Source organism: Stenotrophomonas sp. Nf1, assembly GCF_003028475.1.
Lineage (GTDB): Bacteria > Pseudomonadota > Gammaproteobacteria > Xanthomonadales > Xanthomonadaceae > Stenotrophomonas.
Genome location: NZ_PYTV01000001.1, coordinates 607,679 through 630,418, shown reverse-complemented (window position 1 = coordinate 630,418; position 22,740 = coordinate 607,679). Strand labels below are relative to the sequence as shown.

The 22,740-nt window shown below is 67.7% G+C and carries 20 protein-coding genes; 10 read left to right on the top strand and 10 right to left on the bottom strand.

What is annotated here, in order from left to right; all coding sequences use genetic code 11:
* The first annotated feature begins 4 nt into the window (after positions 1 to 4).
* Entirely contained in the window at positions 5 to 790 is a 786-nt protein-coding gene (map, locus tag C9412_RS03070) for a type I methionyl aminopeptidase (RefSeq protein WP_181358662.1), read from the top strand.
* Here map and C9412_RS03065 read toward each other — a convergent pair.
* Positions 787 to 1,401 carry a LysE/ArgO family amino acid transporter gene (locus C9412_RS03065; RefSeq protein WP_107230254.1) on the bottom strand — a complete coding sequence of 205 codons (615 nt, stop codon included), beginning with the start codon at positions 1,399 to 1,401 and terminating at the stop codon, positions 787 to 789. The two genes, map and C9412_RS03065, sit on opposite strands and share 4 nt — an antisense overlap.
* Positions 1,402 to 1,506: 105 nt before the next feature.
* On the opposite strand from C9412_RS03065, the gene C9412_RS03060 reads away from it, so the two are divergent.
* The 5 genes from C9412_RS03060 (at position 1,507) to C9412_RS03040 (ending at position 7,175) form a co-directional block, all read left to right on the top strand.
* The gene (locus C9412_RS03060) at positions 1,507 to 2,400 is read left to right on the top strand and encodes a LysR family transcriptional regulator ArgP (RefSeq protein WP_107230253.1); all 894 of its coding nucleotides are present in this window, start codon (positions 1,507 to 1,509) and stop codon (positions 2,398 to 2,400) included.
* Positions 2,401 to 2,478: 78 nt separating this feature from the next.
* Positions 2,479 to 3,879: a TolC family protein gene (locus C9412_RS03055; protein WP_107230252.1), complete on the top strand. Its 1,401-nt coding sequence runs from the start codon at positions 2,479 to 2,481 to the stop codon at positions 3,877 to 3,879.
* The gene (locus tag C9412_RS03050; protein ID WP_107230251.1) at positions 3,872 to 4,885 is read left to right on the top strand and encodes an efflux RND transporter periplasmic adaptor subunit; all 1,014 of its coding nucleotides are present in this window, start codon (positions 3,872 to 3,874) and stop codon (positions 4,883 to 4,885) included. The genes C9412_RS03055 and C9412_RS03050 overlap by 8 nt, the downstream gene beginning before the upstream one ends.
* Positions 4,870 to 6,057, top strand: a complete 1,188-nt coding sequence (locus C9412_RS03045; RefSeq protein ID WP_107230250.1) for an ABC transporter permease — start codon at positions 4,870 to 4,872, stop codon at positions 6,055 to 6,057. Before C9412_RS03050 ends, C9412_RS03045 begins: the two co-directional genes overlap by 16 nt.
* Positions 6,054 to 7,175 carry an ABC transporter permease gene (locus tag C9412_RS03040; protein ID WP_181358658.1) on the top strand — a complete coding sequence of 374 codons (1,122 nt, stop codon included), beginning with the start codon at positions 6,054 to 6,056 and terminating at the stop codon, positions 7,173 to 7,175. The genes C9412_RS03045 and C9412_RS03040 overlap by 4 nt, the downstream gene beginning before the upstream one ends.
* 54 nt (positions 7,176 to 7,229) lie before the next feature.
* Here C9412_RS03040 and C9412_RS03035 read toward each other — a convergent pair whose 3' ends face one another.
* From C9412_RS03035 to C9412_RS03025, 3 genes are all read right to left on the bottom strand, one after another.
* On the bottom strand, positions 7,230 to 8,606 hold the full coding sequence (locus tag C9412_RS03035) for a hypothetical protein (RefSeq protein ID WP_107230249.1): 1,377 nt from the start codon (positions 8,604 to 8,606) through the stop codon (positions 7,230 to 7,232).
* Positions 8,607 to 8,757: 151 nt separating this feature from the next.
* Positions 8,758 to 9,126: a glycine zipper 2TM domain-containing protein gene (locus C9412_RS03030; RefSeq protein ID WP_014646414.1), complete on the bottom strand. Its 369-nt coding sequence runs from the start codon at positions 9,124 to 9,126 to the stop codon at positions 8,758 to 8,760.
* Between the two features lie 165 nt (positions 9,127 to 9,291).
* A complete protein-coding gene (locus tag C9412_RS03025) occupies positions 9,292 to 11,514 on the bottom strand; it encodes a methyl-accepting chemotaxis protein (RefSeq protein WP_107230428.1) in 2,223 nt (740 codons plus the stop codon).
* A gap of 368 nt (positions 11,515 to 11,882) precedes the next feature.
* Here C9412_RS03025 and mutS point away from each other — a divergent pair, with 368 nt between their 5' ends.
* The 3 genes from mutS (at position 11,883) to katG (ending at position 17,609) form a co-directional block, all read left to right on the top strand.
* The gene (mutS, locus tag C9412_RS03020; RefSeq protein ID WP_107230248.1) at positions 11,883 to 14,474 is read left to right on the top strand and encodes a DNA mismatch repair protein MutS; all 2,592 of its coding nucleotides are present in this window, start codon (positions 11,883 to 11,885) and stop codon (positions 14,472 to 14,474) included.
* Between the two features lie 155 nt (positions 14,475 to 14,629).
* The gene (locus C9412_RS03015) at positions 14,630 to 15,229 is read left to right on the top strand and encodes a DUF937 domain-containing protein (protein ID WP_107230247.1); all 600 of its coding nucleotides are present in this window, start codon (positions 14,630 to 14,632) and stop codon (positions 15,227 to 15,229) included.
* 142 nt (positions 15,230 to 15,371) lie between these two features.
* A complete protein-coding gene (katG, locus tag C9412_RS03010; RefSeq protein ID WP_107230246.1) occupies positions 15,372 to 17,609 on the top strand; it encodes a catalase/peroxidase HPI in 2,238 nt (745 codons plus the stop codon).
* 136 nt (positions 17,610 to 17,745) lie between these two features.
* Here katG and C9412_RS03005 read toward each other — a convergent pair whose 3' ends face one another.
* The 3 genes from C9412_RS03005 to C9412_RS02995 all read right to left on the bottom strand — a co-directional run bounded on the left by C9412_RS03005 (position 17,746) and on the right by C9412_RS02995 (position 19,753).
* Entirely contained in the window at positions 17,746 to 18,939 is a 1,194-nt protein-coding gene (locus C9412_RS03005) for a glycoside hydrolase family 5 protein (RefSeq protein ID WP_258189943.1), read from the bottom strand.
* A 157-nt stretch (positions 18,940 to 19,096) separates the two neighbouring features.
* Positions 19,097 to 19,504 (bottom strand): RNA-binding S4 domain-containing protein, encoded by a 408-nt coding sequence (locus C9412_RS03000; RefSeq protein WP_107230245.1) that lies wholly within the window; start codon positions 19,502 to 19,504, stop codon positions 19,097 to 19,099.
* 9 nt (positions 19,505 to 19,513) lie between these two features.
* The gene (locus C9412_RS02995) at positions 19,514 to 19,753 is read right to left on the bottom strand and encodes a hypothetical protein (protein ID WP_107230244.1); all 240 of its coding nucleotides are present in this window, start codon (positions 19,751 to 19,753) and stop codon (positions 19,514 to 19,516) included.
* A gap of 62 nt (positions 19,754 to 19,815) precedes the next feature.
* On the opposite strand from C9412_RS02995, the gene C9412_RS02990 reads away from it, so the two are divergent.
* Complete coding sequence (locus C9412_RS02990) at positions 19,816 to 21,276, top strand: MATE family efflux transporter (RefSeq protein WP_107230243.1); 1,461 nt, start codon at positions 19,816 to 19,818, stop codon at positions 21,274 to 21,276.
* A 117-nt stretch (positions 21,277 to 21,393) separates the two neighbouring features.
* On the opposite strand, the gene C9412_RS02985 is transcribed toward C9412_RS02990, so the two are convergent.
* From C9412_RS02985 to C9412_RS02975, 3 genes are all read right to left on the bottom strand, one after another.
* Complete coding sequence (locus C9412_RS02985) at positions 21,394 to 21,801, bottom strand: DUF1801 domain-containing protein (RefSeq protein WP_107230242.1); 408 nt, start codon at positions 21,799 to 21,801, stop codon at positions 21,394 to 21,396.
* Positions 21,802 to 21,840: 39 nt separating this feature from the next.
* Positions 21,841 to 22,275 carry a DUF1801 domain-containing protein gene (locus C9412_RS02980; protein ID WP_107230241.1) on the bottom strand — a complete coding sequence of 145 codons (435 nt, stop codon included), beginning with the start codon at positions 22,273 to 22,275 and terminating at the stop codon, positions 21,841 to 21,843.
* An 80-nt stretch (positions 22,276 to 22,355) separates the two neighbouring features.
* Positions 22,356 to 22,736: a DUF6404 family protein gene (locus C9412_RS02975; protein WP_107230240.1), complete on the bottom strand. Its 381-nt coding sequence runs from the start codon at positions 22,734 to 22,736 to the stop codon at positions 22,356 to 22,358.
* Positions 22,737 to 22,740: the final 4 nt, after the last annotated feature.

Sequence of the window (22,740 nt, the reverse complement as noted above, 5' to 3'; positions counted from 1 at the left end):
GGCGATGATCAAGCAGCCGCACGAAATCGCGCTGATGGCCGAATCCGGGCGCCTGCTTGCGCAGGTGTTCGCCGCGCTCGACCGATTGCCGCTGCAGGGCCGCAGCACGATGGAGATCAACGACTTCGTCGAGCGCATGATTGTCGATGAACTGCAGGCGCGCCCGGCCAGCAAGGGCCAGTACGGCTTTCCGTACGTGCTCAACAGTTCGATCGACAGCGTGATCTGCCACGGCATGCCCAGCACCACCGACGTGCTGCGCAGCGGCCAGATCGTCAACCTCGACATCACCCTGGAGAAGAACGGCTACATCGCCGACTCCAGCACCACCTATCTTGTCGGCGACGTGGACTACGCCGCGCGCCGGCTGGTGCAGACCACCTACCAGGCGATGTGGAAAGGCATCGCCGCGGTGCGCCCCGGCGCACGCCTGGGCGATATCGGCCATGCCATCGCCCGTCATGCGCGCAGCCACGGCTACAGCGTGGTGAAGGAATACTGCGGCCACGGTATCGGCCAGGAGATGCACGAGGAGCCGCAGATCCTGCACTACGGCCATCCCAACACCGGCATGGTGCTGGAAGAAGGCATGGTGTTCACCATCGAGCCGATGCTCAACCAGGGCAAGCCGGCCATCCGCCAGCAGCCGGACGAATGGCCGGTGTACACGCGCGACGGCAAGCTGTCGGCGCAGTTCGAGCACACCGTGGCAGTTACCCGCAATGGCGTGCGCGTACTGACCCTGCGCCCCGGCGAAGCGCCGTTGTGCGCGCTGGATGATGCCGCCTAGAGCGGACGCAGCAACAGCAGCGTGGCCAGGCAGAACATGAACATCGCCACGCCCGCGTCCAGCACCCGCCAGGCGGTGGGATTGCGGAACATCGGTTGCAGCAGCCGCGCGCCATAGCCCAGCGTGCAGAACCAGGCCACACTGGCCACACAGGCACCGGCTGCGAACGCCCAGCGCAGCTCGCCCGGATAGCGCGTGGACAGGCTGCCCAGCAGCACCACCGTATCCAGGTACACGTGCGGATTGAGCAGGGTGAAGGCCAGGCAGGCCAGCAGCACCTGCCGTCTGCTGCCACCGTGCGCATCGTCCGCGGCCAGTGCACCGCCACCGCGCCAGGCGCGCAGGCCGGCCTGCAGGCCATACCAGAGCAGGAACGCGGCACCGCCAAAGCGCAGCACCTGCAGCAGCAGCGGCCATTGCATCACCAGCGCGCCCATGCCGCCCACGCCAGCCAGAATCAACGCAATGTCCGCGCCCGCGCAGGCCAGCACCACCGTCCCCACGTGGCGACGGTGCAGCCCCTGGCGCAGCACGAAGGCATTCTGCGCGCCAATGGCGATGATCAGGCCGGCGCCTGCAAGCAGGCCGGCGACGGTGGCGGCAATCCACATCGGGACGGACCGGGCAGCGAAGGGATGCGCAGGGTGCGGCCAGCGCCCGGATAAGACAAACTGATTTTTCTTTATCCTGTGCAGAAAAACTGAAGGGGCCCCTGCATGGACCTGGTACATCCGCAACTGGCTGCGTTCGCGGCGGTGCTGGAGGAAGGCAGTTTCGAGGCCGCTGCACGCCGCCTGTCGATCAGCCCCTCGGCCCTGTCGCAACGGATCAAGGCACTGGAGGACCGGCTCGGCCAGGTGCTGCTGGTGCGGCAGGCGCCCTGCCGCCCGACGGCCGCTGGCGAGGCACTGCTGCGCCGGGTGCGGCCGATGCAGGCACTGGAGGCCGAGGCGCTGGCCGAGCTGCTGCCCGAGCGCGGCAACGACGCCGCGCGCACACCGATTCCGCTGGCGGTCAATGACGATTCGCTCGATACCTGGTTCGTCCCGGCCATCGCCGACCTGCACCAGCGCCATGGTTACCTGTTCGACCTGCGCATGGACGACCAGGACCACACCCTGCAACTGCTGCGCGATGGCAGCGTGCTCGGCGCGGTCACCGCCGAAAGCCAACCGGTGAAGGGCTGCAACGTGCACCCGCTCGGTGCCATGCGCTACCACGCCATCGCCTCGCCCGGCTTCGCCCGCCAGTACTTTGATCAGGGCATGCAGGCTGCGGCGCTGGCCCGCGCACCGATGCTGGTGTTCAACCGCAAGGATGAACTGCAGTGGCGCTTCGTGCGACGGCTGACCCGCGCGCGGCTGCAGCCACCGCTACACTACCTGCCCTCCTCCACCGGTTTCGTCGAAGCCGCGGCATGCGGACTCGGCTGGGGCATGGCCCCGGAAACGCTGGTCGCACTGGCCGTGCGCGCCGGCCGCGTGGTGGTACTGGAACCCCGCCGCTGGCTCGACGTGCCGTTGTATTGGCAGCATGCGGCCGTGCGCTCTAGCACGCTGCAGCACATCACCCAGGCGCTGCGCACCGCCGCCAGCGGCACCCTTCGTTGAGGAGAAACCGATGACCGCAGACCCGGGCTTCACGCCGCGCGCACTACCGTTTGCGCACTTCTTCACCATTGGGACGGCATGGGCGTGATCGGCCGACGTACAAGGATGCACCGCGCGGCGGCCGCGCTGGCGCTGGCAGCCTGCCTGCCGTTCGCGGCGCCCGCGCAGAGCACCGCCGATGCACCGGCGCTGGACTGGGAACAGGCACGGCAACGCCTGGAGCAGGTCTCCGACGCGCTCGCGGCGGCCGACGCGGCGGTGCGCAACAAGCAGGACCTGCAGGACGCCACCCGCCTGCTGCGGCTGCCGGAGATCACCGGCGAAGTGCGCCGCCTGCAGTTCCAGAAGACCCTCACCCTGCCGCTGGGCTCGCTGGCGCCGGTGGCCGAGGCCTACGGCATCGACTCGCCGCTGTCGTTCACCGAACGCGACTGGCGCACGCGCCCGGTGGTGACCGCGGTGCTGCCGCTGTACACCGGTGGCGTAATCCCGGCCGCGCAGCGTGCCGCCAGCGCCGCCGACGAACAGGCCAGCGCCGAACGTGAAGCGCAACGCCAATCGCTGACCGTGCAGCTGGCCCAGGCCTATTTCGGCCAGCGCCTGGCCGAACAGGCGGTGGACGTGCGCCGCGATGTGCGCGATGGTCTCAACCGCCACCTGTCCGACGCGGAAAAGCTGGAGCGCGAGGGCTTCGCCACGCGCGCGCAGCGCCTGCAGGCCACTGTGGCCCGCGACAAGGCCGAGCGCGAGTACCAGAAGACGGTGAACGACCTGGCCACGCTGAAGGCCGCGCTGTCCACGCTGCTGCGCAGCGGTGGCGAGGTGCAGCCGGTATCGCCACTGTTCGTGCAGCGGGTGCCGCTGGAACCGGTGGCCAGCTTCGAGCGCACTGCGCAGGCGCGCCAGCCACAGATCGCACGCCTGCGGGCGATGGTGGCACAGGCCGAACAGGGCGTGCGCGTGCAGCAGGCCAAGTTGAAACCGCAGATCTTCGCCTTCGGCCAGTACGACTTCCGCCGCCGCGACGAGATGCTGACCGATCCGGACTGGGCGTTCGGCATCGGCTTGAAGTACACCTTCCTGTCGCCGAACTCGCGGCCGGCGCAGATCAGCGCCGCGCGCGCGCAGCAGGAGCAGGCCGAGGCCGGCCTGCGCGAGGCCGAGAACCAGGTCGCACTGGGCGTGCGCAAGGCGTGGAACGAACTGGAAACCGCGCGCCAGCAGTTCGTGCTGCTCGACAGCAGCATCGCCCAGGCCCAGGAAAACCTGCGCCTGCAGGAACTGGCGTTCCGCGAAGGCCAGGCCACCTCGCTGGATGTGATCGACGCGCGGCTCGGCCTCGGTGGCGCCCGTGTCGAGCGTGCGCAGGCTGCTTACCAATACGATATTGCGCTGGCACAGTTGCTGGAGATCAGTGGACAGATGGACCGTTTCGAAGAGTTCCGGCGGCGTGCGGACGAGGTGATCGACCATGAGTGATGTGCTGCACGACGAAGCGACGACGCCCCCCGGCAAGCGCCGGCTGGGACCGATCCTGGTGGTGGTATTGCTGGTCGTGGTGGTGCTCGGCCTGTGGCTGGCCTGGCGCAGCCCGGCCGACCAGATCCAGGGCATGGCCGATGCGGACACGATCAACGTGGCCGCCAAGATCACCGCGCGCGTGGCCGAACTGAAGGTGCGCGAGGGCGACCGCGTGCAGCCAGGGCAGGTGCTGTTCCTGCTCGACAGCCCCGAAGTGGCCGCCAAGGAACAGCAGGCCCACGGTGCTTTGGCCGCCGCGCAGGCGGTGGCCGACAAGGCCGACGAAGGCGCGCGCAGCGAAGACATCCGCGCCGCCGAAGCGAACTGGAAGCGCGCCGAAGCCGGCGCGACGCTGGCCGAAGCCACCTACCAGCGCGTGCAGAACCTGTTCAACGAAGGGGTGATGAGCCGGCAGAAGCGCGATGAAGCGCATGCCCAGGCCACCAGTTCGCGCGAACTGGCGCGTGCCGCCCGCGCGCAGTACGACATGGCATTGGCCGGCGCGCGCGATCAGGACAAGCGCGCCGCGCAGGGCCAGGTACAGCAGGCGCAGGGCGCGGTGGCCGAGGTCAACGCCGCGCGTGCCGAAGTGGAAGGGCGCGCGCCGATGTCGGGCGAGATCAACAAGCGCATGGCCGACCCGGGCGAACTGGTGCCGGCCGGCTACCCGGTGTTCACCCTGGTCGACATCGACCGCATGTGGGTGGCGATGAACCTGCGCGAATCGCAGATGCAGGGCCTGAAGGTCGGCAGCAAGCTGAAGGGCAGCGTGCCCGCGCTGGGGCAGGACGCTGAGTTCGAGGTCTACTTCATCAACCCCGCCGGCGATTACGCGACCTGGCGTACCACCCGCCAGTCGTCCGGCTACGACGTCCGCAGCTTCGAGGTGCGGGTGCGCCCGGTACGCCGCATCGAGGGCTTCCGCCCCGGCATGAGCGTGCTGTTCGCATGGCCCCAGCACTGAGCCCAGGCAGCGGTGGCTTCGCCGCTTCGTGGCGGCGCGAGCTGCGTGCGCTGTGCGGCAACCGCGCCGATCTGATGCTGGTCACGCTGCTGCCGCTGCTGATGCTGGTGCTGATGGCGTGGATGTTCACCCCGTCGGTGATGCGCGATATCCCCATTGCCGTGGTCGACCTTGACCACAGCAGCGACAGCCGGCTGCTGCTGCGCATGCTCGATGCCAGCCCCGGCGTACGCATCGCCAGCCAGCCAGCGGACATGGAGGAGGCACGTTCGCAGCTGCGCCGCCTGGACGTGTTCGCGATCGTGCTGGTGCCGCGCGATGTCACCCGGCAGGCGCTGCGTGGCCGCCAGGGCACGGTGTTCGCCTATTACAACGCCACCTACATGACCACCGGCCAGTCCGCCGCGCGTGATATCGGCGACGCGGTCTCGGCCTGGAATGCACGCCTGCTGCGCGAGCGCATCGGCCTGCAGGTCGGCCCGGGCAAGCTGCGTGCAGCACCGATCGCGGTGCAGTCGGACATCCTCTACAACCCGGCGCGCAGCTACGAGTTGTTCCTGTTGCCGCTGATATTCCCGGCCGTACTGTCGCTGGTGCTGGCACTGGCCGTGGCCGGCAGCCTCGGCCGCGAGATCCGCGATGGCACCCTGCCCGGCTGGCTGGGTCGCACGCCGTGGGCGGCCATCGCCGGCAAGATCATGCCGTACATCCTGCTGTTCTCGCTGTATGGCGCGCTCGGCCTCGGCTACCTGGCGTGGCTGCGTGGCGATGGCGTGGCCGGCAGCGTGCTGCTGCTGGTGCTCGCGCAGCCGTTGTTCTATCTGGCCACCGCCGCGTACGCGCTGTTCTTCGTCGGCGTAACCCGCGACATGGGCACCGCACTGTCCGCAGTGGGCCTCAGCATCGGCACCGCGCTGGCGTTCTCCAGCGCCACCTTCCCGGTACTGGACGGGCCGTTGTTCACCCGCGTCTGGCACCAGCTGCTGCCGCTCAGCGCCTACATCAAGCTGCAGACCCAGCAGCAGTTCATCGGTTCACCGCCGCTGGTCTCGCTGTGGCCGCTGGCCACGCTGCTGCTGATGTCGGTCGTGGCCGGCGGCATCGGCGGCCTGCGCCTGATCGCGTTCGCGCGTACGCCCGAAGCCGCACAGCCTGCGGGGGCCGGCGCATGAGTGGATTATGGCGCAGCCTGCGGCAGACCCTGATGGCGGTGCTGTGCGACCGCTACGCGATCGTGGTGATGGTCGGCGCGGTGATCCTGTACTCGTTCTTCTACCCGGCCGCGTATCGCCACCAGGTGGCCGGCAACCTGCCGGTGCTGGTGGTGGACGAAGACCACAGCGCCACCAGCCGCGAACTGCTGCGCAAGCTCGACGCGCTGCGGGTCGCACGCGTGGTCGGGCAACCGGCCGACATCGACAGCGCGCGCCAGCAGCTGGAAGCCGGCCATGCCGAGGGCATCGTGCTGATCCCGGCCAACCTGGAGCGCGACATCCTGCGTGGGCACCCGGCCAAGCTGGTGCTGCTTGGCAATGGCGCCTACCTGGGCCGCGCCAGCTGGGTGCTGGGCAGCGTGGCCGATGCACTGGGCGCATTCGGACGTGACGCGGTGGTCGGCCAGGCAACCTTCATGGGCGCACCGCAGGCGCCACCGGTCACGCTGGTGCAGCGCCCGCTGTACAACACCCAGGAAGGCTATGGCAGCGCCATCGTGCCCGGTGTAGCCGAGTTGATCGTGCACCAGACCCTGCTGATGGGCATCGGCGTACTGCTGGGTGGCCGCCGACTCGCGCTGGGCCGCCGCCTGCGCTTCGACCTGCCAACGCTGGCGGGCATGGCATTGGGCTTCGGCCTGATCGGCCTGTTCGGTCTGTTCTACTACGCCGGCTTCACCGCCTGGGTGCAGGACTATCCGCGCGGCGGCAATCCGCTGGGCCAGCTGCTGGGCGGCACCCTGTTCATCGCCGCCACGGTGGCGTTCGGACTGTTCGTAGGCAGCTTCTTCCGCACCCGCGAACGCGCGTTCCAGTACATCATCGCCACCTCGATCCCGCTGTTCTTCCTGGCCAACCTGTCGTGGCCGGCCGTGATGACGCCGCAACCGCTGGTCTGGCTGGCGCAGCTGCTGCCGACCACCTCGGGCATCAACCTGATGGTGCGCCTGAACCAGATGGACGCCCGCCTGGCCGAGGTCAGCCACGAACTGATCACCCTCACCGCCCTGTTGCTGCTCTACGGCAGCCTCGCCGCCCACCGCCTCCTCGCCAGAAAAGGGGACGGAGGGGATTAAGTCGTAAACGGCTAGATTGGGCGATTGCGACTTAATCCCCTCCGTCCCCTTTTCTCAGGGGTCTGGGGCGTACCAGAACGGGATGCGGAACTCGCGACGACGATCGCCTCCGCGCGTGCCGCCCTGCGCATTCCACACCAGCGACAGATCATGCCGCCCCGGCGTCAGCCCTGCCGTTGGCAGATAGCCCACCAGGCCACGCATGTCGAGGTCGCGACGCTCCATCGGCATGAAGTCGTGCAGATCCACCGGCGTACCGTCCAGCTGCACCTGCCATAGCCGCGACAGGCACTCCACTGCCGCATTGGCCGCCTGCATGCCGGTCGCTTCGTTGCGGGCGCCCGGCAGCGCGGTGCAGCGCTGGCGCGCCAGCGGGTTGTCACGCTGCGGCCGATGCGGAATGAACACGCGCAGTCGCGAACCGCTGATCGTGTCGGACGGAATCATCGGATACGGCAACAGCTGATCATGCGCGGAGCGCAGCGACTCGTAGTGCGCACTGAGCATGCCGTGTTCGACCGCTTCGTCGGTCATCACCTGATAACGGTTGAACAGCGAGAACTTCAGCGAACCCAGCACCTGCACCCCGCCCAGCACCATTGCCACCATCACCGCCAGCAGGTAGGCCGCCATGAACGAACGCGAGCGCAGGTTGCTCTGCAACGTCAACTGCATCGCCTGCATCAGACGCAGCAGGGGAACACGCTGCATGGCCCCCAGGAAACGTTGCAGCCAGCGCTGCTGGCGGTCGGAGGACTGGCCGCGCCGCTGCCGGCGTGCAATGACACGTTCCAGCACCGCCGGCACCAGCGCGAGCGCGAACAGGCTGCTCAGCACCGTTGCCACCACCGTCATGCCGACGCGCTCCGCCCCCCCGGCCAGTGCGCTGATCGCCATCGCCGCGCACAGCGTGAGCACAGCGACCACCAGGGTGCCCGCCAGCGTCTGCACCGCCAGCAGCGTGGTGGAGAAAAGCAGCGTGGCCAGGCGGTCGGCGCGCTCGATGCTGCCGTCCAGGCCACCGTCGCGGGCCTTGAGGAAAGCACGCGATACCGGGCCCATCTGCTGCAGCCGCTCCCAGTCGATGCCCTTGGGAAAGTGCGATTTCAACCCGATCAGCCCGATCCAGTAGCCGCGCACGGTCAGGTGCGCGATCAGCGCCACCGCCAGTACGTAGCACATGCCTACGCTGATGCTGAAACCAAACCAGAGCACCTGGAAATACATGCCTTCGGTGTGCAGGCTGCTGCGCGCCCAGGCATCGAACAGGTAACCCGGTACCGCCAACAGTGCGAACGCCAGCAGGCCGGAGATGAACAATTCGAGCTCGTCGGTACGCTCACGCAGGCGGCCGAAGCGCGCTGTCGCTTCCGGTGCTGGATCGACCTCGGCAACCGGCGCGCGCGACTCAGCCAGGGGTGATTCGTTCACAGGGCGTTCATCCGTTGAAGTCGGCGCAGTATAGACACCGCACCGCGGCCCGCGATACGGGGCCACTCAACGACGAACGCCGGCACGGGGCCGGCGTTCGGGACATACGTACTACGTGCTGCTGCGGAAGGGGCTGCGCGGATACAGGCAATCAGCGGTAGACGCGCTCGCAGCGGCGTTCGACCACGCGATCGCCGTTCTTCTGCTGGCTGTTGCCCTGGATCTGCCGGCCCGCCGCACCACCGGCCACGGCTCCGGCCACAGTGGCGAGCTTCTTGCCGTTGCCGCCACCCACCTGGTTGCCCAGCAGGCCACCGATCACCGCACCGGTCGCCGTGCCGGCAATACGGTTGGGATCGCGCGAGTTGCGCTGCACTTCCACGTTCTTGCAGACCACGCGGCTGCCATCGTTGAAACGGCGTCCCTCATCGCGCGGGCCGTAGGTCTGGGCGCCGGCCACCGACGATGCCGCCAGCAGCGTGCCCAGCACAAGCAATCGGGTCGAGGTCTTCATGGCCATCTCCAAGGTTGCGGTATGTCGCAAGTCTCCTCCCGGGGGTGGCAACCGGAAGTGAAATGCGCGTGTCCGCCACCTGATCGGCCATGGCGCGTTCAGGAACAAAGGTGCGCCCACCGCGATCAGCCATCGCGATGGGCGCCGTCTCCCTGCCGGCATGCGCTACCGCTAGAACTCTTCCCAGCCACCTGCATTGGCGGCCAACGTCTGCTCGATGCGTGGCGACAGCGCCGCCGGTCGTCGCACCGGCGCGACCGAGGCGGCCACTGCGGCAAGCGCGCGCGGAACCGATGTGGCCGCAGCGACCGCACCCGTACGGAACACGGCCACGGCCTCGGACAGCAGGTTGGCCTGTTCCGCCATCGAGCGTGCGGCGGCACTGGCTTCTTCCACCAGCGCTGCATTCTGCTGCGTGGTCTCGTCCATCTGCACCACCGCCTGGTTGACCTGCTCGATGCCCGAACTCTGCTCCTGCGAGGCTACGGAAATGTCGGCCATGATGTCGGTCACGCGCTGCACCGAGGCCACGATCTCGCCCATGGTGGTGCCCGCCTGGCGTACCAGCGCCGACCCATCGGCCACCTTGCCCACCGAATCCTCGATCAGCCCCTTGATCTCCTTGGCCGCCCCCGCCGAGCGCTGCGCCAGCGTGCGCACTTCGCTGGCGACCACCGCAAAGCCACGGCCCTGCTCGCCGGCGCGCGCGGCCTCCACCGCCGCGTTGAGCGCCAGGATGTTGGTCTGGAAGGCGATGCCATCGATCACACTGATGATCTCGGCGATCTTCTTCGAAGCGGCTTCGATGGCGGACATCGTGGTCACCACCTGGCCGACCACATCGCCGCCCTGCGTCGCCACGCCATGCGCGCCGATGGCCAGCTGGTTGGCCTGACGCGCGTGCTCGGCGTTCTGCTTGACGGTGGACGTCAGCTCCTCCATCGATGCAGCGGTCTCTTCCAGGTTGGCCGCCTGCTGCTCGGTGCGCCGCGACAGATCGGTATTGCCGGCGGCGATCTCACCTGCGGCCAGGGTGATGCTCGATGCACTGGACTGGATGCGCCCGACGATCTGCTTGAGCTGATCGACGGTGGCGTTGCAGTCGTCCCGCATGCGCGCGAACACGCCATGGAAATCACCTTCCATGCGCACCGTCAGGTCGCCGCGCGAGATCGCCTGCAGCAGGGTCGAGACCTGTACCAGATTCTCGTCGGTGGTCTGCATCAGCCGGTTCAGCCCGGCCACCATGTCACCAAATTCGTAGGAGAAGCGCGCTTCATCACCGCGCTGGCTGAAATCGCCGGCGGCCGCTGCCGTCGCCAGCCGGCGGATCTCGCCATTGATCGCCGACAGGCTGCGCTTGGTCTCGTCCATGGCCTGGGTGATCGCCGCCTTCTCGCCCGGCAATGGATCCATGTCCACCGACAAGTCACCGCGCGCGTAATGCTTCATCACCTCGATCAAGCGGTTCTGCACCTGTACGTGCGAGCCCACCAGGGCATTGGTCTCGTGCACCATGCGTCCGTAGTCGCCCGGGAACGCGCTCTCGTCCATGCGATAGCTGAGACTTCCCGCATCGTGCTGGCGGGCCAGCTCGCCCTGTGCCGCCATCACCGCCTGCACCTGGGACTGCATGCGCTGCATCGACTTCAGCAGCTGGGTCACCTCATCGTTGCCCGAGGCGTCGATGGCAGTGTCCAGGCGTCCGCTGGCGATACCGTCGGCCAGCTTCACCGCCCCCGCCAGCGGGCGGGTCAGGCTGCGGGTGATCGCCCAGGCCGCCAATGACCCCAGCAGCAGGCTCAGTGCGCCAAATACCATCGACAGCGTGCCGGTCCAGGCCTCGGTGGCGCGATATTCTTCGCGGCTGCGCGCGGTCAGCGATTCCTGGTGGCGCAGCAGCGCGGAAATGGATTCATTCCAGGCCGTCGCCAGACCATGCTCGGCCAGCAGTTCGCGGGCGGCACCGTCGAAATCACCGGCCTTCATGCGTGCATGCAGCTGCCCGGTGGAAACCTCGGTGGCCTTGCGCGCCGCTTCGATTTTCGCCACCAGCGTATCGCCGGTGGCGTCGCGCGGAATCTTGACGTAACGCGCCCATATACCGTCGTAGGTATGCGACAGCTGCAGGGCCTGCTGATAATCCTTGTCGAAATCCTCGCCGCGCTTGATCACCATCAACCGCCGGTGCATCAGCATCGCGTTGTTGGTATCGAGCATGTCGTTCAACAGCCGCATCTTCACCATGTTCACGTCCACCACCTTTTCGAACTGGGCGGACTTGAGGTGATTTCCGTACAGCACCAGGCCGACAATGGCCAGGATGAACAGGAGCAGCAGACCAAACCCGGCACCCAGCCGGGAACCCACACGGAGGTTGCGTAAGGCGAGCATCTCAATTCCCTTGATCATGGCCGTACGATCGATGGCGGCGTAACCGGGAGAATCTTTAAGAGATTTTCTGCATATACCTTCAAGAATATCCTGAACTGTGCGGAGCGGCCTGGAAAATACCCCCGATACCCGCATTCATAATGCCAGTGAATACCGTTGATGGCGGATACCGGAAATCCCCCGCCGCGCGATCGCCATGAAGGGGCCCACCCGCCCTCGGCAGATCGCGCGGGCAGCGACCTGATGCGCCCTGTGGCCCGGCATCGGTACCGGCACCCGGGTGCCCCAGCAGTTACCATGGACGGCCCTGTCCCTGCTCCGCCGCCGCAGCCTTCCGGCGCGGCCGGATGCCCCGATCCACGAGTCCCATGTCCAAAGACAAGTCCGCCGAACACACCCCGCTGATGAAGCAGTTCTTCGCAGCCAAGTCCGACTACCCGGACCTGCTGCTGTTCTTCCGCATGGGCGACTTCTACGAGCTGTTCTACGACGATGCACGCAAGGCCGCGCGCCTGCTCGACATCACCCTGACCCAGCGCGGCAGTTCCGGCGGCGCGCCGATCCCGATGGCCGGTGTGCCGGTGCATGCCTACGAGGGCTATCTGGCGCGGCTGGTGGCGCTGGGCGAGTCGGTGGCCATCTGCGAGCAGATCGGCGATCCGGCACTGGCCAAGGGTCTGGTCGAACGCAAGGTAGTGCGCATCGTCACCCCTGGCACGGTCACCGACGAGGCGCTGCTGGACGAGCGCCGCGACACCCTGCTGATGGCGCTGTCGCGTACCCGCCAGGGCTACGGCCTGGCCTGGGCCGATCTGGCCGGTGGTCGCTTCCTGGTCAACGAAGTGGAGACCGACGACGCGCTGGAAGCCGAACTGGCGCGCCTGGAGCCGGCCGAACTACTGGTACCCGACGAAGAGAACTGGCCGGAATTCCTGCGCCAGCGCACCGGCGTGCGCCGCCGCGCACCGTGGCTGTTCGACGCCGACAGCGGCCGCCGCCAGCTGCTGGCCTTCTTCAAGCTGCATGACCTGAGCGGTTTCGGCATCGACGACAAGCCGCGCGCCACCGCCGCCGCCGGCGCCCTGCTCGGCTATGTGGAGGAAACCCAGAAGCAGCGCCTGCCACATCTGACCTCGATCGCGATGGAAACCGCCGGCGAGGCGATCGCGATGAACGCCGCGACCCGCCGCCACCTGGAGCTGGATACGCGCGTCGACGGCGATACCCGCAACACCCTGCTGGGCGTGCTCGACAGCACGGTCACGCCGATGGGCGGCCGCCTGCTGCGGCGCTGGCTGCATCGTCCGCTGCGCCTGCGCGAGGTGCTGGTGCAGCGCCATCACGCCGTGGAAACCCTGATTGATCGCGGCAGCGACGCCGACATCCGCGAGCAGTTCCGCCGCCTGGGCGATCTGGAGCGCATCCTCACCCGCGTTGCACTGCGCTCGGCGCGCCCGCGCGATTTCTCCACCCTGCGCGATGGCCTGGGCCTGCTGCCGGCCGTGCGCGAGGTGCTGGCACCGCTGGATTCGCCGCGCCTGCAGACCCTGCACGCCGCGCTCGGCGAGCACGACGAATGCGCGCAGCTGCTGGCCAGTGCGATTGCCGAAATGCCACCGCTGAAGCTGAGCGATGGCGGCGTGCTGGCTGATGGCTTCGACGAAGAACTGGATGAGCTGCGCCGGCTGTCGACCCACGCCGACCAGTTCCTGGTCGACCTGGAACAGCGCGAACGAGAAAGCAGCGGCATTCCCACCCTGAAGGTGGGCTACAACCGCGTGCACGGCTACTACATCGAAATCAGCAAGGGCCAGTCCGACCGCGCGCCGGTGCACTACACCCGCCGGCAGACGTTGACCAATGCCGAGCGCTACATCACCGAAGAACTGAAAGCGTTCGAGGACAAGGTGCTGTCCGCGCGCGACCGTTCGTTGTCGCGCGAGAAGTACCTCTACGAACAACTGCTCGACACCCTGGGCAGCCAGCTGGAACCGCTGAAGCAGTGTGCGGCGGCGCTGAGCGAACTGGACGTGCTGGCCGCCTTCGCCGAACGTGCACAGGCGCTGGACTGGGCACGCCCGGAACTGCAGGCCGAGCCGTGCCTGAAGATCGAACGCGGCCGCCACCCGGTGGTCGAGGCGGTGCGCGAACAGCCGTTCGAACCCAACGATCTGGACCTGCATCCAGACCGTCGCATGCTGGTCATCACCGGCCCGAACATGGGCGGTAAATCGACCTACATGCGGCAGAACGCGCTGATCGTGCTGCTGGCCCACATCGGCAGCTTCGTGCCGGCCAGCCGCGCATTGATCGGCCCGATCGACCGCATCCTCACCCGCATCGGCGCCGGCGACGACCTGGCGCGCGGGCAATCCACCTTCATGGTGGAAATGGCCGAAACCAGCTACATCCTGCACCACGCCTCCGCGCATTCGCTGGTGCTGATGGACGAGATCGGCCGTGGCACCTCCACCTATGACGGCCTGGCGCTGGCCGACGCAGTGGCCCGCCACCTGGCCTACCAGAACCGCTGCTACACGCTGTTTGCCACCCACTACTTCGAACTGACCGCGCTGGCCGACGAACAGCACGAGGGCGGCCGCAGCGGCATTGCCAACGTGCACCTGGACGCGGTCGAGCATGGCGAGGCGCTGGTGTTCATGCACGCGGTGAAGGACGGCCCGGCCAACCGCAGCTTCGGCCTGCAGGTGGCGGCACTGGCCGGCCTGCCGCGGGCGACCGTGGCGCAGGCGCGTCGTCGCCTGGCCGAGCTGGAACAGCGCGGCGGTGAAAGCCACGCGGCCGAACTGGCACCGCAGGCTCTGGACGCACCACAGCAGTTCGGCCTGTTCAGCGCGCCGTCCAGCAAGGCGCAGGAAGCGCTGGCGGCGATCGATCCGGACGAGTTGACCCCGAAGCAGGCGCTTGAGGCGCTGTACCGGTTGAAGACGTTGTTGTAACGGCGTCGGCAGGTCAGGAGCAGCCGAGCGTGGGCTCGGCTCTACCTGGAATCCGCCCCCCTGTAGCGCCGAGCCATGCTCGGCTGCCTTCGCATTCCCGTAGTGCACGCAGCGTTATGCTCGGGCAGTCCTTCCTTCACAGAACGGAGACTGCCATGAACACCGAATCGCTTGCCGCATCCCTCTTCCAGCAGCTGCAGCAGGGCCAGGGCCTGCAGCAGGTGTCCCAGCAACTCGGCCTGGACAGCAGCCAGACCACCCAGGCGGTCGGCAGCGCCCTGCCCCTGCTGCTCGGCGCGATGGGGCAGAACGCCAGTGAGCCACAGGGCGCGCAGTCGCTGCTCAACGCGTTGCAGCGCGACCACAGCGGTGGCGGCGGCTTCGACCTGGGCGGCATCCTGGGCGCGGTGATGGGCGGCGGTGGCAGCGGCGCCACCGATGGCGCCGGCATCCTCGGCCATGTGTTCGGTGGCCAGCAACCGCAGGCGGCACAACTGCTCGGGCAGAAGACCGGCCTCGACAGCGGCACCTCCGGCAAGCTGCTGGCGATCCTCGCCCCCATCGTGATGTCCTTCCTGGCCCAGCGCTTCGCCCAGGGCGGCAACGCAGGCCAGCTGAGCCAGGCATTGGGCCAGGAAACGCAACAGTCCGGCGGCATCGGCAGCCTGCTCGGCGGCGTACTGGACCAGGACGGCGACGGCCAGTTCGGAGCCAGCGATCTGATGAAGCTGGGCGCGGGCCTGCTCAAGCGCTGATCATGCACAGGCGTGCGCGGCCATCTATAGGCATCCACTATCGCAGCGGTTGAATCAATCGAATTTACCCATTGGTAGGCGCCGCCTATGGTGGTCAGGCCTCCCCCGATTCCACCTTTCGCCAGTCCACAGGTAGAGACCCATGAAAAGCGAAGCGAAGTGCCCGTTCAACCATGCCGTCGTCGGCGACGCGACGACCAACCGCGACTGGTGGCCGAACCAGTTGCGCGTGGACCTGCTCAACCAGCATTCGGCGCGCTCCAACCCGCTCGATGCCGGCTTCGATTACGCCAAGGCCTTCAAGGGGCTGGACTACGCTGCGCTGAAGGCGGACCTGAAGGCGCTGATGACCGATTCGCAGGACTGGTGGCCGGCCGACTTCGGGCACTATGGCGGCCTGTTCATCCGCATGGCCTGGCACAGTGCCGGCACCTACCGCATCGGCGACGGCCGTGGCGGCGGCGGCCGTGGCCAGCAGCGCTTCGCACCGCTCAACAGCTGGCCGGACAATGTCAGCCTGGACAAGGCCCGGCGCCTGCTGTGGCCGATCAAGCAGAAGTACGGCCAGGCCATTTCCTGGGCCGATCTGCTCATTCTCACCGGCAACGTCGCGCTGGAATCGATGGGCTTCAAGACGTTGGGCTTCGCCGGCGGCCGCCCCGACACCTGGGAGCCGGACCAGGATGTGTACTGGGGCCGCGAGACCACCTGGCTGGGCGGCGACGTGCGCTACAAGCATGGCTCGGAAGGCGTTGAAGAGAACCATGGCGTGCTGGTGTCCGATGACGACGCCGACGGCGACGTGCATTCGCGCAAGCTGGAAAATCCGCTGGCTGCGGTGCAGATGGGCCTGATCTACGTCAATCCGGAAGGCCCGGATGGCAACCCGGATCCGGTGCTGGCCGCGCATGACATCCGCGATACCTTCGGCCGCATGGCCATGGACGACGAGGAGACCGTCGCGCTGATCGCCGGTGGCCACAGCTTCGGCAAGACCCACGGTGCCGGCCCGGCCGACAACGTCGGCAAGGAACCGGAAGCCGCCGGCCTGGAAAACCAGGGCCTGGGCTGGGCCAGCAGCTTCCGCAGCGGCAAGGGCGGCGATGCCATCACCAGCGGCCTGGAAGTGACCTGGACGCGTACTCCGGCGCAGTGGAGCCACGACTTCTTCGAAATCCTGTTCGGCAACGAGTGGGAACTGAGCAAGAGCCCGGCCGGTGCGCACCAGTGGGTGGCCAAGAATGCCGACGCGGTGATTCCCGACGCGCACGATCCGTCGAAGAAGCACCGCCCCACCATGCTCACCACCGATCTGTCGCTGCGCATGGATCCGGCCTACGAGAAGATCTCGCGCCGTTTCCTCGCCGAGCCGCAGGCCTTCGCCGACGCCTTCGCCCGCGCCTGGTTCAAGCTGACCCACCGCGACATGGGCCCGCGTGCGCGTTACCTCGGCCCGGAAATTCCGGCCGAACAGTTCATCTGGCAGGACCCCCTGCCTGAGGCACAGCACCCGCTGATCGACGCCAGGGACATCGCCGCACTGAAGCAGCAGATCGCCGCAGCGGGCCTGAGCGTAGCCGAGCTGGTCTCCACCGCTTGGGCGTCAGCCTCGACCTTCCGTGGTTCGGACAAGCGTGGCGGCGCCAATGGTGCACGCATCCGCCTGGCGCCGCAGAAGGACTGGGCGGTGAACCAGCCGCAGCAGCTGGCCAAGGTGCTGGCCGCGCTGGAAAAGGTGCAGGCCAGCTTCAATGCCGGCGGCAAGCAGGTCTCACTGGCCGATCTGATCGTGCTGGCCGGTGGCGTGGGTGTCGAACAGGCCGCCAAGGCCGGGGGTCATGAGGTCAGCGTGCCGTTCACCCCGGGCCGCACCGATGCCAGCCAGGAACAGACCGATGTCGAATCGTTCGCGGTGCTGGAGCCGGCCGCCGATGGCTTCCGCAATTACCTGAAGGGCGCCTACAGCGTGCCGGGTGAGGCGCTGCTGATCGACAAGGCGCAGCTGCTGACGCTGACCGCGCCGGAGATGACCGCACTGGTCGGTGGCCTGCGCGTGCTCGGCGCCAATGCCGACGGCGGCAAGCACGGCGTGTTCACCGCGCGCCCGGGCACGCTCAGCAACGACTTCTTCGTCAACCTGCTGGACATGGGCACGCAGTGGAAGGCCACCGGCCGTGAAAGCTACGAAGGCCGTGGCCGCAACGACGGTGCTGCACGCTGGACCGGTACCCGCGCCGACCTGGTGTTCGGTTCCAATGCGGTGCTGCGCGCACTGGCCGAGGTCTATGCCAGCGCCGATGGCGAGAAGAAGTTCGTGCAGGATTTCATCGCCGCCTGGACCCGGGTGATGGAGCTGGACCGCTACGACCTGCACGGTTGACGTGCCTCGGTAGGTGCCAACCTTGGTTGGCACATCCAGTCGCCCACCAAGGTGGGCGACTACCAGAGCGATCCGACGGCGGCCATGACCCGGTAGATGCCAACCTTGGTTGGCATGCGGAGCAGCGACGGCGTTTTCAACGCGCCCCGTCTTTCAACCGCTGCAGGATCGGCGCGAACAGCGGCGCCTGCATCGAACGCGGTGGCTGCACAGGCTCGCCCTTCTCCACCGCCTGCCAGTACGAGCCCGGCAGCGCCGTGTCGCCCAGCTCGTAGTCCATGCCGTCCCAACCGTCTTCGCGGAAGGCGTAGAAGGCCCAGTGAACCCGCTGCTGCTCGGCCACGGCCAGCACGTCGCGCAGATAGCGGGCACAGTCCGGCCAGCGCCGCATGCAGCCGAACTCACCGATTACCATGCGATTGGCGCCAATGCCGTGGGTCCTGGCCCAGTCCATCGGCTGCTGCAGGTACGCCTGCACGCGCGCGGCATCCCAGCGTTCACTGTGCTCACCGAACGGCACCAGGCCCGGATACCGGTACGGCGTGGCGCGCTTCTGGTTCGGCGCACTGGTCGCCGCATACGGCTCATACATGTGCACGCTGTAGAGCAGCCGGGTATCGGCCAACGGCGCTGGCCAGTAGTTGAACCCATCGGCGGCGGCATACCAGCCCGCATCCAGCATCAACGGCATGTCCGCATCGACCTCGCGGATGCTGGCGATCAGCGCCGAGTAGAAGCGGCGCAGATCGCGCGGACCGTCCTGCACACCGGCATACCACTGCCGCATGGCATCGGTTGAGGCATGTTCGGCCAGGCCTGCACCGTACTCCGGCACCGGCTCATTGATCAGGTTGTAGGCCGCCAGCGCGGGATGCCCCTTCAATGCCGTGGCCAGGTCATGCCAGAAGCGCTGCGCAGGCAGATGGTTGTCCATCGACTGCCACAGCCGCTGGTCGACCACGCCATTGTTCTTCTGCTTCCAGCGCAGCAGGGGCAGCGACAACGGCACCAGCACCACCTTCAGGCCCGCGGCATTGGCGTCATCCAGCGCACGCCGCAGGATGGCCACGTCGGCCTGCACCAGCCCCTGGTAGCGGTCGGCATCGCCCATCAGGAAGTCGCGGCCGCCGGCACTCTTCCACTTGTCCGGGCTCAGCCGGACCCAGGTCGCACCGGTGTCCCGCAGCGCCTGGAGGTAGGCACGGTCAGGCGGGTTCTCGTTGAAGCTGTTGCCACCGCGCTGCGGCGTATCCCAGAAGGTGATGTCGGCGGCGAACGCCGGGGCAGCGGTGGCGAGGGACAGGCACAACAGGCTGTGGCGCAGGCGCATTGCGATCTTCCATGAGAAGGAAGACCCAACCTGCGGGGCGCAAGCCGAACCGTGGCTGAGCGCGCGCGGCACAGCGCACGCCGGGCGGCCATGAACCGGTAGATGCCAACCTTGGTTGGCAGCCAGGCACAACGCCCACCAAGGTGGGCAACTACCGTCAAAGCGCGTCGATGTCACCCAGGGCGCGGATCAATCGCCGCGCACGCTTGTCCGGCTTGTGCTCGGGCGGCTGGAACCCGTCACGAGCGGCCATGCGCAGCGCCCGCTGTTCAGCACGCCGCGCCCTGGAGGCCTCGCTCTCGGCATACAGCTGTTGCGCCACCGGTGCCGGTCCGCGCTGATCGCTCAGGCCCAGCACCTGGATCTCGAAATGCTCCTCGCCACGATCCACCTGCAGCTGCTCGCCCACGCGCACCGCGCGCGAGGATTTCGGGCGCTGCCCGGCCACGCTGACCTTGCCGGTTTCGATGGCCTGCTTGGCCAGGCTGCGGGTCTTGAAGAAACGGGCCGCCCACAACCAGATGTCCAGGCGGACACTGGGCGACAGCGGGGAAAGCTCGGGCATGGGGCGAAACTACTCCGGTGGCTTGTTCAAAGGACGCGGATTGTCCGGGTCGACACGGCAGCCGGTGCCGCCGATCAAGGGCCGCACGCCGGACGCCAGATCCTGGCGCTGGCTGCCCACCAGGCATTCGGGTCGGTCGGTCGGCCGGATCTGGGTATCACCCAACCGGTCGTCCATCGAACATGCGGCCAGTACGGCGCCGATCAAGGCCAGCGCTACGTGCCACGTCACCTGCAGTCGTTGATGCATTGCCACATCCCGCAAACCGGCTTGGTGCTAGTGTGCGCCTCCCGGGATTCGATCACCACTCCATGGCCAAAGCGCCGCTTGACCTGACCTCCGGCCCGATCGGCCGCAGTCTCCTGCTGTTCTCCCTGCCGATCCTGGCAGGCAACATCGCGCAGTCGCTGAACGGCTCGGTGAACGCGGTCTGGGTGGGGCGCTTCCTCGGCGAGGCGGCGCTGACCGCCACCGCGAACGCCAACAACATCATGTTCTTCCTGATCGGCTCGGTGTTCGGCTTCGGCATGGCCTCCACCATCCTGATCGGCCAGGCCATGGGTGCGCGCGACATCGCCCAGGCGCGGCGGGTGGTCGGCACCAGCGCCACGTTCTTCATCGGGCTGTCGGTGATCATCGCCATCGCCGGCTGGTTCATGGCCCACCCGCTGCTGGCCGCGATGGGCACGCCGGCCGCCTCGTTGCCCCTGGCCGAGGCCTACCTGCAGATCATCTTCCTGGCGATGCCGACGCTGTACGCGTTCGCCTTCCTCACTGCCGCGCTGCGCGGCGCCGGCGATTCGCGTACACCGTTCCGCTTCCTGATGGTGTCGGTGGTCCTGGACATCGTGCTCAACCCCCTGCTGATCTTCGGCGTGGGCCCGCTGCCTGCGCTCGGTATCGCCGGCTCGGCCTGGGCCACCCTGGTCGCGCAGACCCTGTCACTGGCTGGCCTGCTGCTGTACATGCGCCACAAGCGCCACAGCCTGTGGCTGGGCCGTGCCGACATGCACCTGTTCAAGCTCGACCTGACCATCCTCAAGGCGCTGGTGGTGAAGGGCGTGCCGATGGGCTTCCAGATGGTGCTGATCTCGCTGTCGATCATCCTGTTGATGACCATGGTCAACCAGTACGGCACCGACACCGCCGCCGGCTATGGTGCGGCGCTGCAGCTGTGGAACTACCTGCAGATGCCGGCGATGGCGATCGGCGCGGCCTGTTCGTCGATGGCCGCGCAGAACGTCGGCGCGCAGCGCTGGGACCGCGTGCGCGGCACCGCGCGCCAGGGCGTGCTGTTCAACTTCCTGCTTACCGGTGCGCTGATCCTGCCGCTGGTGGTGTTCGACCGGCAGCTGTTGGCCCTGTTCCTGCCGCCGGCCAGCCAGGCGCTGGAGACGGCCCGGCATCTGAATCACGTGGTGATCGGCTCGTTCCTGTTCTTCGGCGTCAGCTTCGTGATCTCCGGCGTGGTGCGCTCCACCGGCGCGGTGATCGCCCCGCTGCTGATCCTGGCCGCGTCGCTGTGGGGCGTGCGCGTGCCGTTCGCCGAACTGCTGCAGCCCTACTGGGGCGCCGATGCGATCTGGTGGAGTTTCCCGGTCAGTTCGCTGGTCTCGATGCTGCTCTCGCTGGCCTATTACCGTTGGGGCGGCTGGCGCAAGGCAAAGATGATGGGCGCCCCGTCGCACGCCGAAGAGCTGGCCACGCCCTCGGAAATCCCCGCCTGCCCGCCCTCGCCGGTGGCCGACCCGGATGCCGCACCGCCACGGTAGTGCCGGCCGCTGGCCGGCAACCTCGTGCATCGACAAATTCAACGGTAGTGCCGGCCGCTGGCCGGCAATTCCCTGCGCTTCCAGAGGCATCGCGAGGTTGCCGGCCGGCGGCCGGCACTACCGCTTTTTCTTTGCCGCGTTGTACTTCGCTGCTTCACGCAGCAAGGCCTTCAACGCAGGCGCATTGGGCATCGCGCCTTCATGGATGTCGATCGCGCGCCGGGTGTTGCCGTCCAGGCTGGCGTTGAACAGGCCCTTCGGGTCCGGCAGCGCCGCGCCGTGGGCGAAGGTCAGTTTCACCGCCTGCTTGTAGGTTTCACCGGTGCACAGGATGCCGTTGTGCTCCCACACCGGCGTACCCCGCCATTTCCAGGTTTCCTGCACGTCGGGCAGTGCTTCATGGATCAGCGCGCGCACGTGTGCCAGGGTTTCACCACGCCAATCACCCAGCTCGGCGATGCGCGCGTCGATCAGTTCGGCCGCCGCTGTTCCGGCATCGGCAGGGTTGGGTGCATGCGTGGCCATCGGGGGCTCTCGTCGGCAAGGGGATGGGAACGTCGGGGGTTACATGTGCTCGCCGGGCAGCGCGGCCGCCTGCCGCACCCAGTCGAGGAACTGCGCTTCATCCAACGGCGCATCTTCGCAGATGTGCAGGTAGCGGGTGTCGGCACTGCGCGACGACTCGGGCGGCACCGGCGTCAGTGCCGTGCCGCGGAAGAACGCCACCTTGATGTAGCGGGTGAAGCAATGGAAGCTGAGGAACCAGCCCGCGCCCGGCGCAACCGCATACATCGGCGAGTTCCATTTCACCGCCTTGTGCACGCCCGGCACGGCCTGGCCGATCAGCGCATCGAGCTGCGCACCGATCGGCCGCTTCCAGCCGGGCATCGCGGCGATATAGGCCTGCACGGGAGCATCGCCCTCGCCCTTGGCGATCTGCGGGTTGCCGCCGGACAGCAGCCTGGGCACGGCGGCGGGTGCGGTTCGCTTGGCAGGCATCGCACGGCACCTCCATCGGGATGATGGCTGCAGACTAGCGCGGTCCGCGCCTGGCGGTCACGGCGCGGCGCGCCATCGGCTCAGTCCGCGTGCCGGGTCCGGAACTGCCGCCAGTCCGGCAGCCTGCGGTGGCGGCGCAGCGACCGCATCAGCGCCGCCATCACCACACCGAACAGGACGCCGGCCAACAGGCCGGCCGCCAGCAGCAGCGCCAGCGGGCGCTCGCTGCCCTGCCACAGCATCAGCCACATCAGGGCGGTCCAGAACAGCCCGAACAGCAGACCCTGCACCAGCGCGTTGGTCGCAAAACCGGCCAGGATCGGCGGCGGCAGCGCAATGCCCAGGCGCCACAGCAGGCGATGCAGCAACGGCGCCGACTGCGCACGCGCCAGCCCCTTGCCGTCGAGAAAGCGCAGTGCCGCCTGGATCACGGCGGGATAGCGCGGGTTGATATCGTTCATCAGC

Excerpts from the sequence above, each read along its gene's own strand:
- C9412_RS03045 (WP_107230250.1), top strand. The coding sequence starts at position 4,870 with ATGGCCCCAGCACTGAGCCCAGGCAGCGGTGGCTTCGCCGCTTCGTGG.
- C9412_RS03055 (WP_107230252.1), top strand. The coding sequence starts at position 2,479 with ATGGGCGTGATCGGCCGACGTACAAGGATGCACCGCGCGGCGGCCGCG.
- C9412_RS02975 (WP_107230240.1), bottom strand. The coding sequence starts at position 22,736 with ATGAACGATATCAACCCGCGCTATCCCGCCGTGATCCAGGCGGCACTG.
- C9412_RS02980 (WP_107230241.1), bottom strand. The coding sequence starts at position 22,275 with ATGCCTGCCAAGCGAACCGCACCCGCCGCCGTGCCCAGGCTGCTGTCC.
- C9412_RS03005 (WP_258189943.1), bottom strand. The coding sequence starts at position 18,939 with ATGCGCCTGCGCCACAGCCTGTTGTGCCTGTCCCTCGCCACCGCTGCC.
- C9412_RS03025 (WP_107230428.1), bottom strand. The coding sequence starts at position 11,514 with ATGCTCGCCTTACGCAACCTCCGTGTGGGTTCCCGGCTGGGTGCCGGG.
- C9412_RS02985 (WP_107230242.1), bottom strand. The coding sequence starts at position 21,801 with ATGGCCACGCATGCACCCAACCCTGCCGATGCCGGAACAGCGGCGGCC.
- C9412_RS02995 (WP_107230244.1), bottom strand. The coding sequence starts at position 19,753 with ATGCATCAACGACTGCAGGTGACGTGGCACGTAGCGCTGGCCTTGATC.
- C9412_RS02990 (WP_107230243.1), top strand. The coding sequence starts at position 19,816 with ATGGCCAAAGCGCCGCTTGACCTGACCTCCGGCCCGATCGGCCGCAGT.
- C9412_RS03065 (WP_107230254.1), bottom strand. The coding sequence starts at position 1,401 with ATGTGGATTGCCGCCACCGTCGCCGGCCTGCTTGCAGGCGCCGGCCTG.
- C9412_RS03050 (WP_107230251.1), top strand. The coding sequence starts at position 3,872 with ATGAGTGATGTGCTGCACGACGAAGCGACGACGCCCCCCGGCAAGCGC.
- C9412_RS03030 (WP_014646414.1), bottom strand. The coding sequence starts at position 9,126 with ATGGCCATGAAGACCTCGACCCGATTGCTTGTGCTGGGCACGCTGCTG.
- C9412_RS03000 (WP_107230245.1), bottom strand. The coding sequence starts at position 19,504 with ATGCCCGAGCTTTCCCCGCTGTCGCCCAGTGTCCGCCTGGACATCTGG.
- C9412_RS03060 (WP_107230253.1), top strand. The coding sequence starts at position 1,507 with ATGGACCTGGTACATCCGCAACTGGCTGCGTTCGCGGCGGTGCTGGAG.
- C9412_RS03040 (WP_181358658.1), top strand. The coding sequence starts at position 6,054 with ATGAGTGGATTATGGCGCAGCCTGCGGCAGACCCTGATGGCGGTGCTG.
- mutS (WP_107230248.1), top strand. The coding sequence starts at position 11,883 with ATGTCCAAAGACAAGTCCGCCGAACACACCCCGCTGATGAAGCAGTTC.
- katG (WP_107230246.1), top strand. The coding sequence starts at position 15,372 with ATGAAAAGCGAAGCGAAGTGCCCGTTCAACCATGCCGTCGTCGGCGAC.
- map (WP_181358662.1), top strand. The coding sequence starts at position 5 with ATGATCAAGCAGCCGCACGAAATCGCGCTGATGGCCGAATCCGGGCGC.
- C9412_RS03015 (WP_107230247.1), top strand. The coding sequence starts at position 14,630 with ATGAACACCGAATCGCTTGCCGCATCCCTCTTCCAGCAGCTGCAGCAG.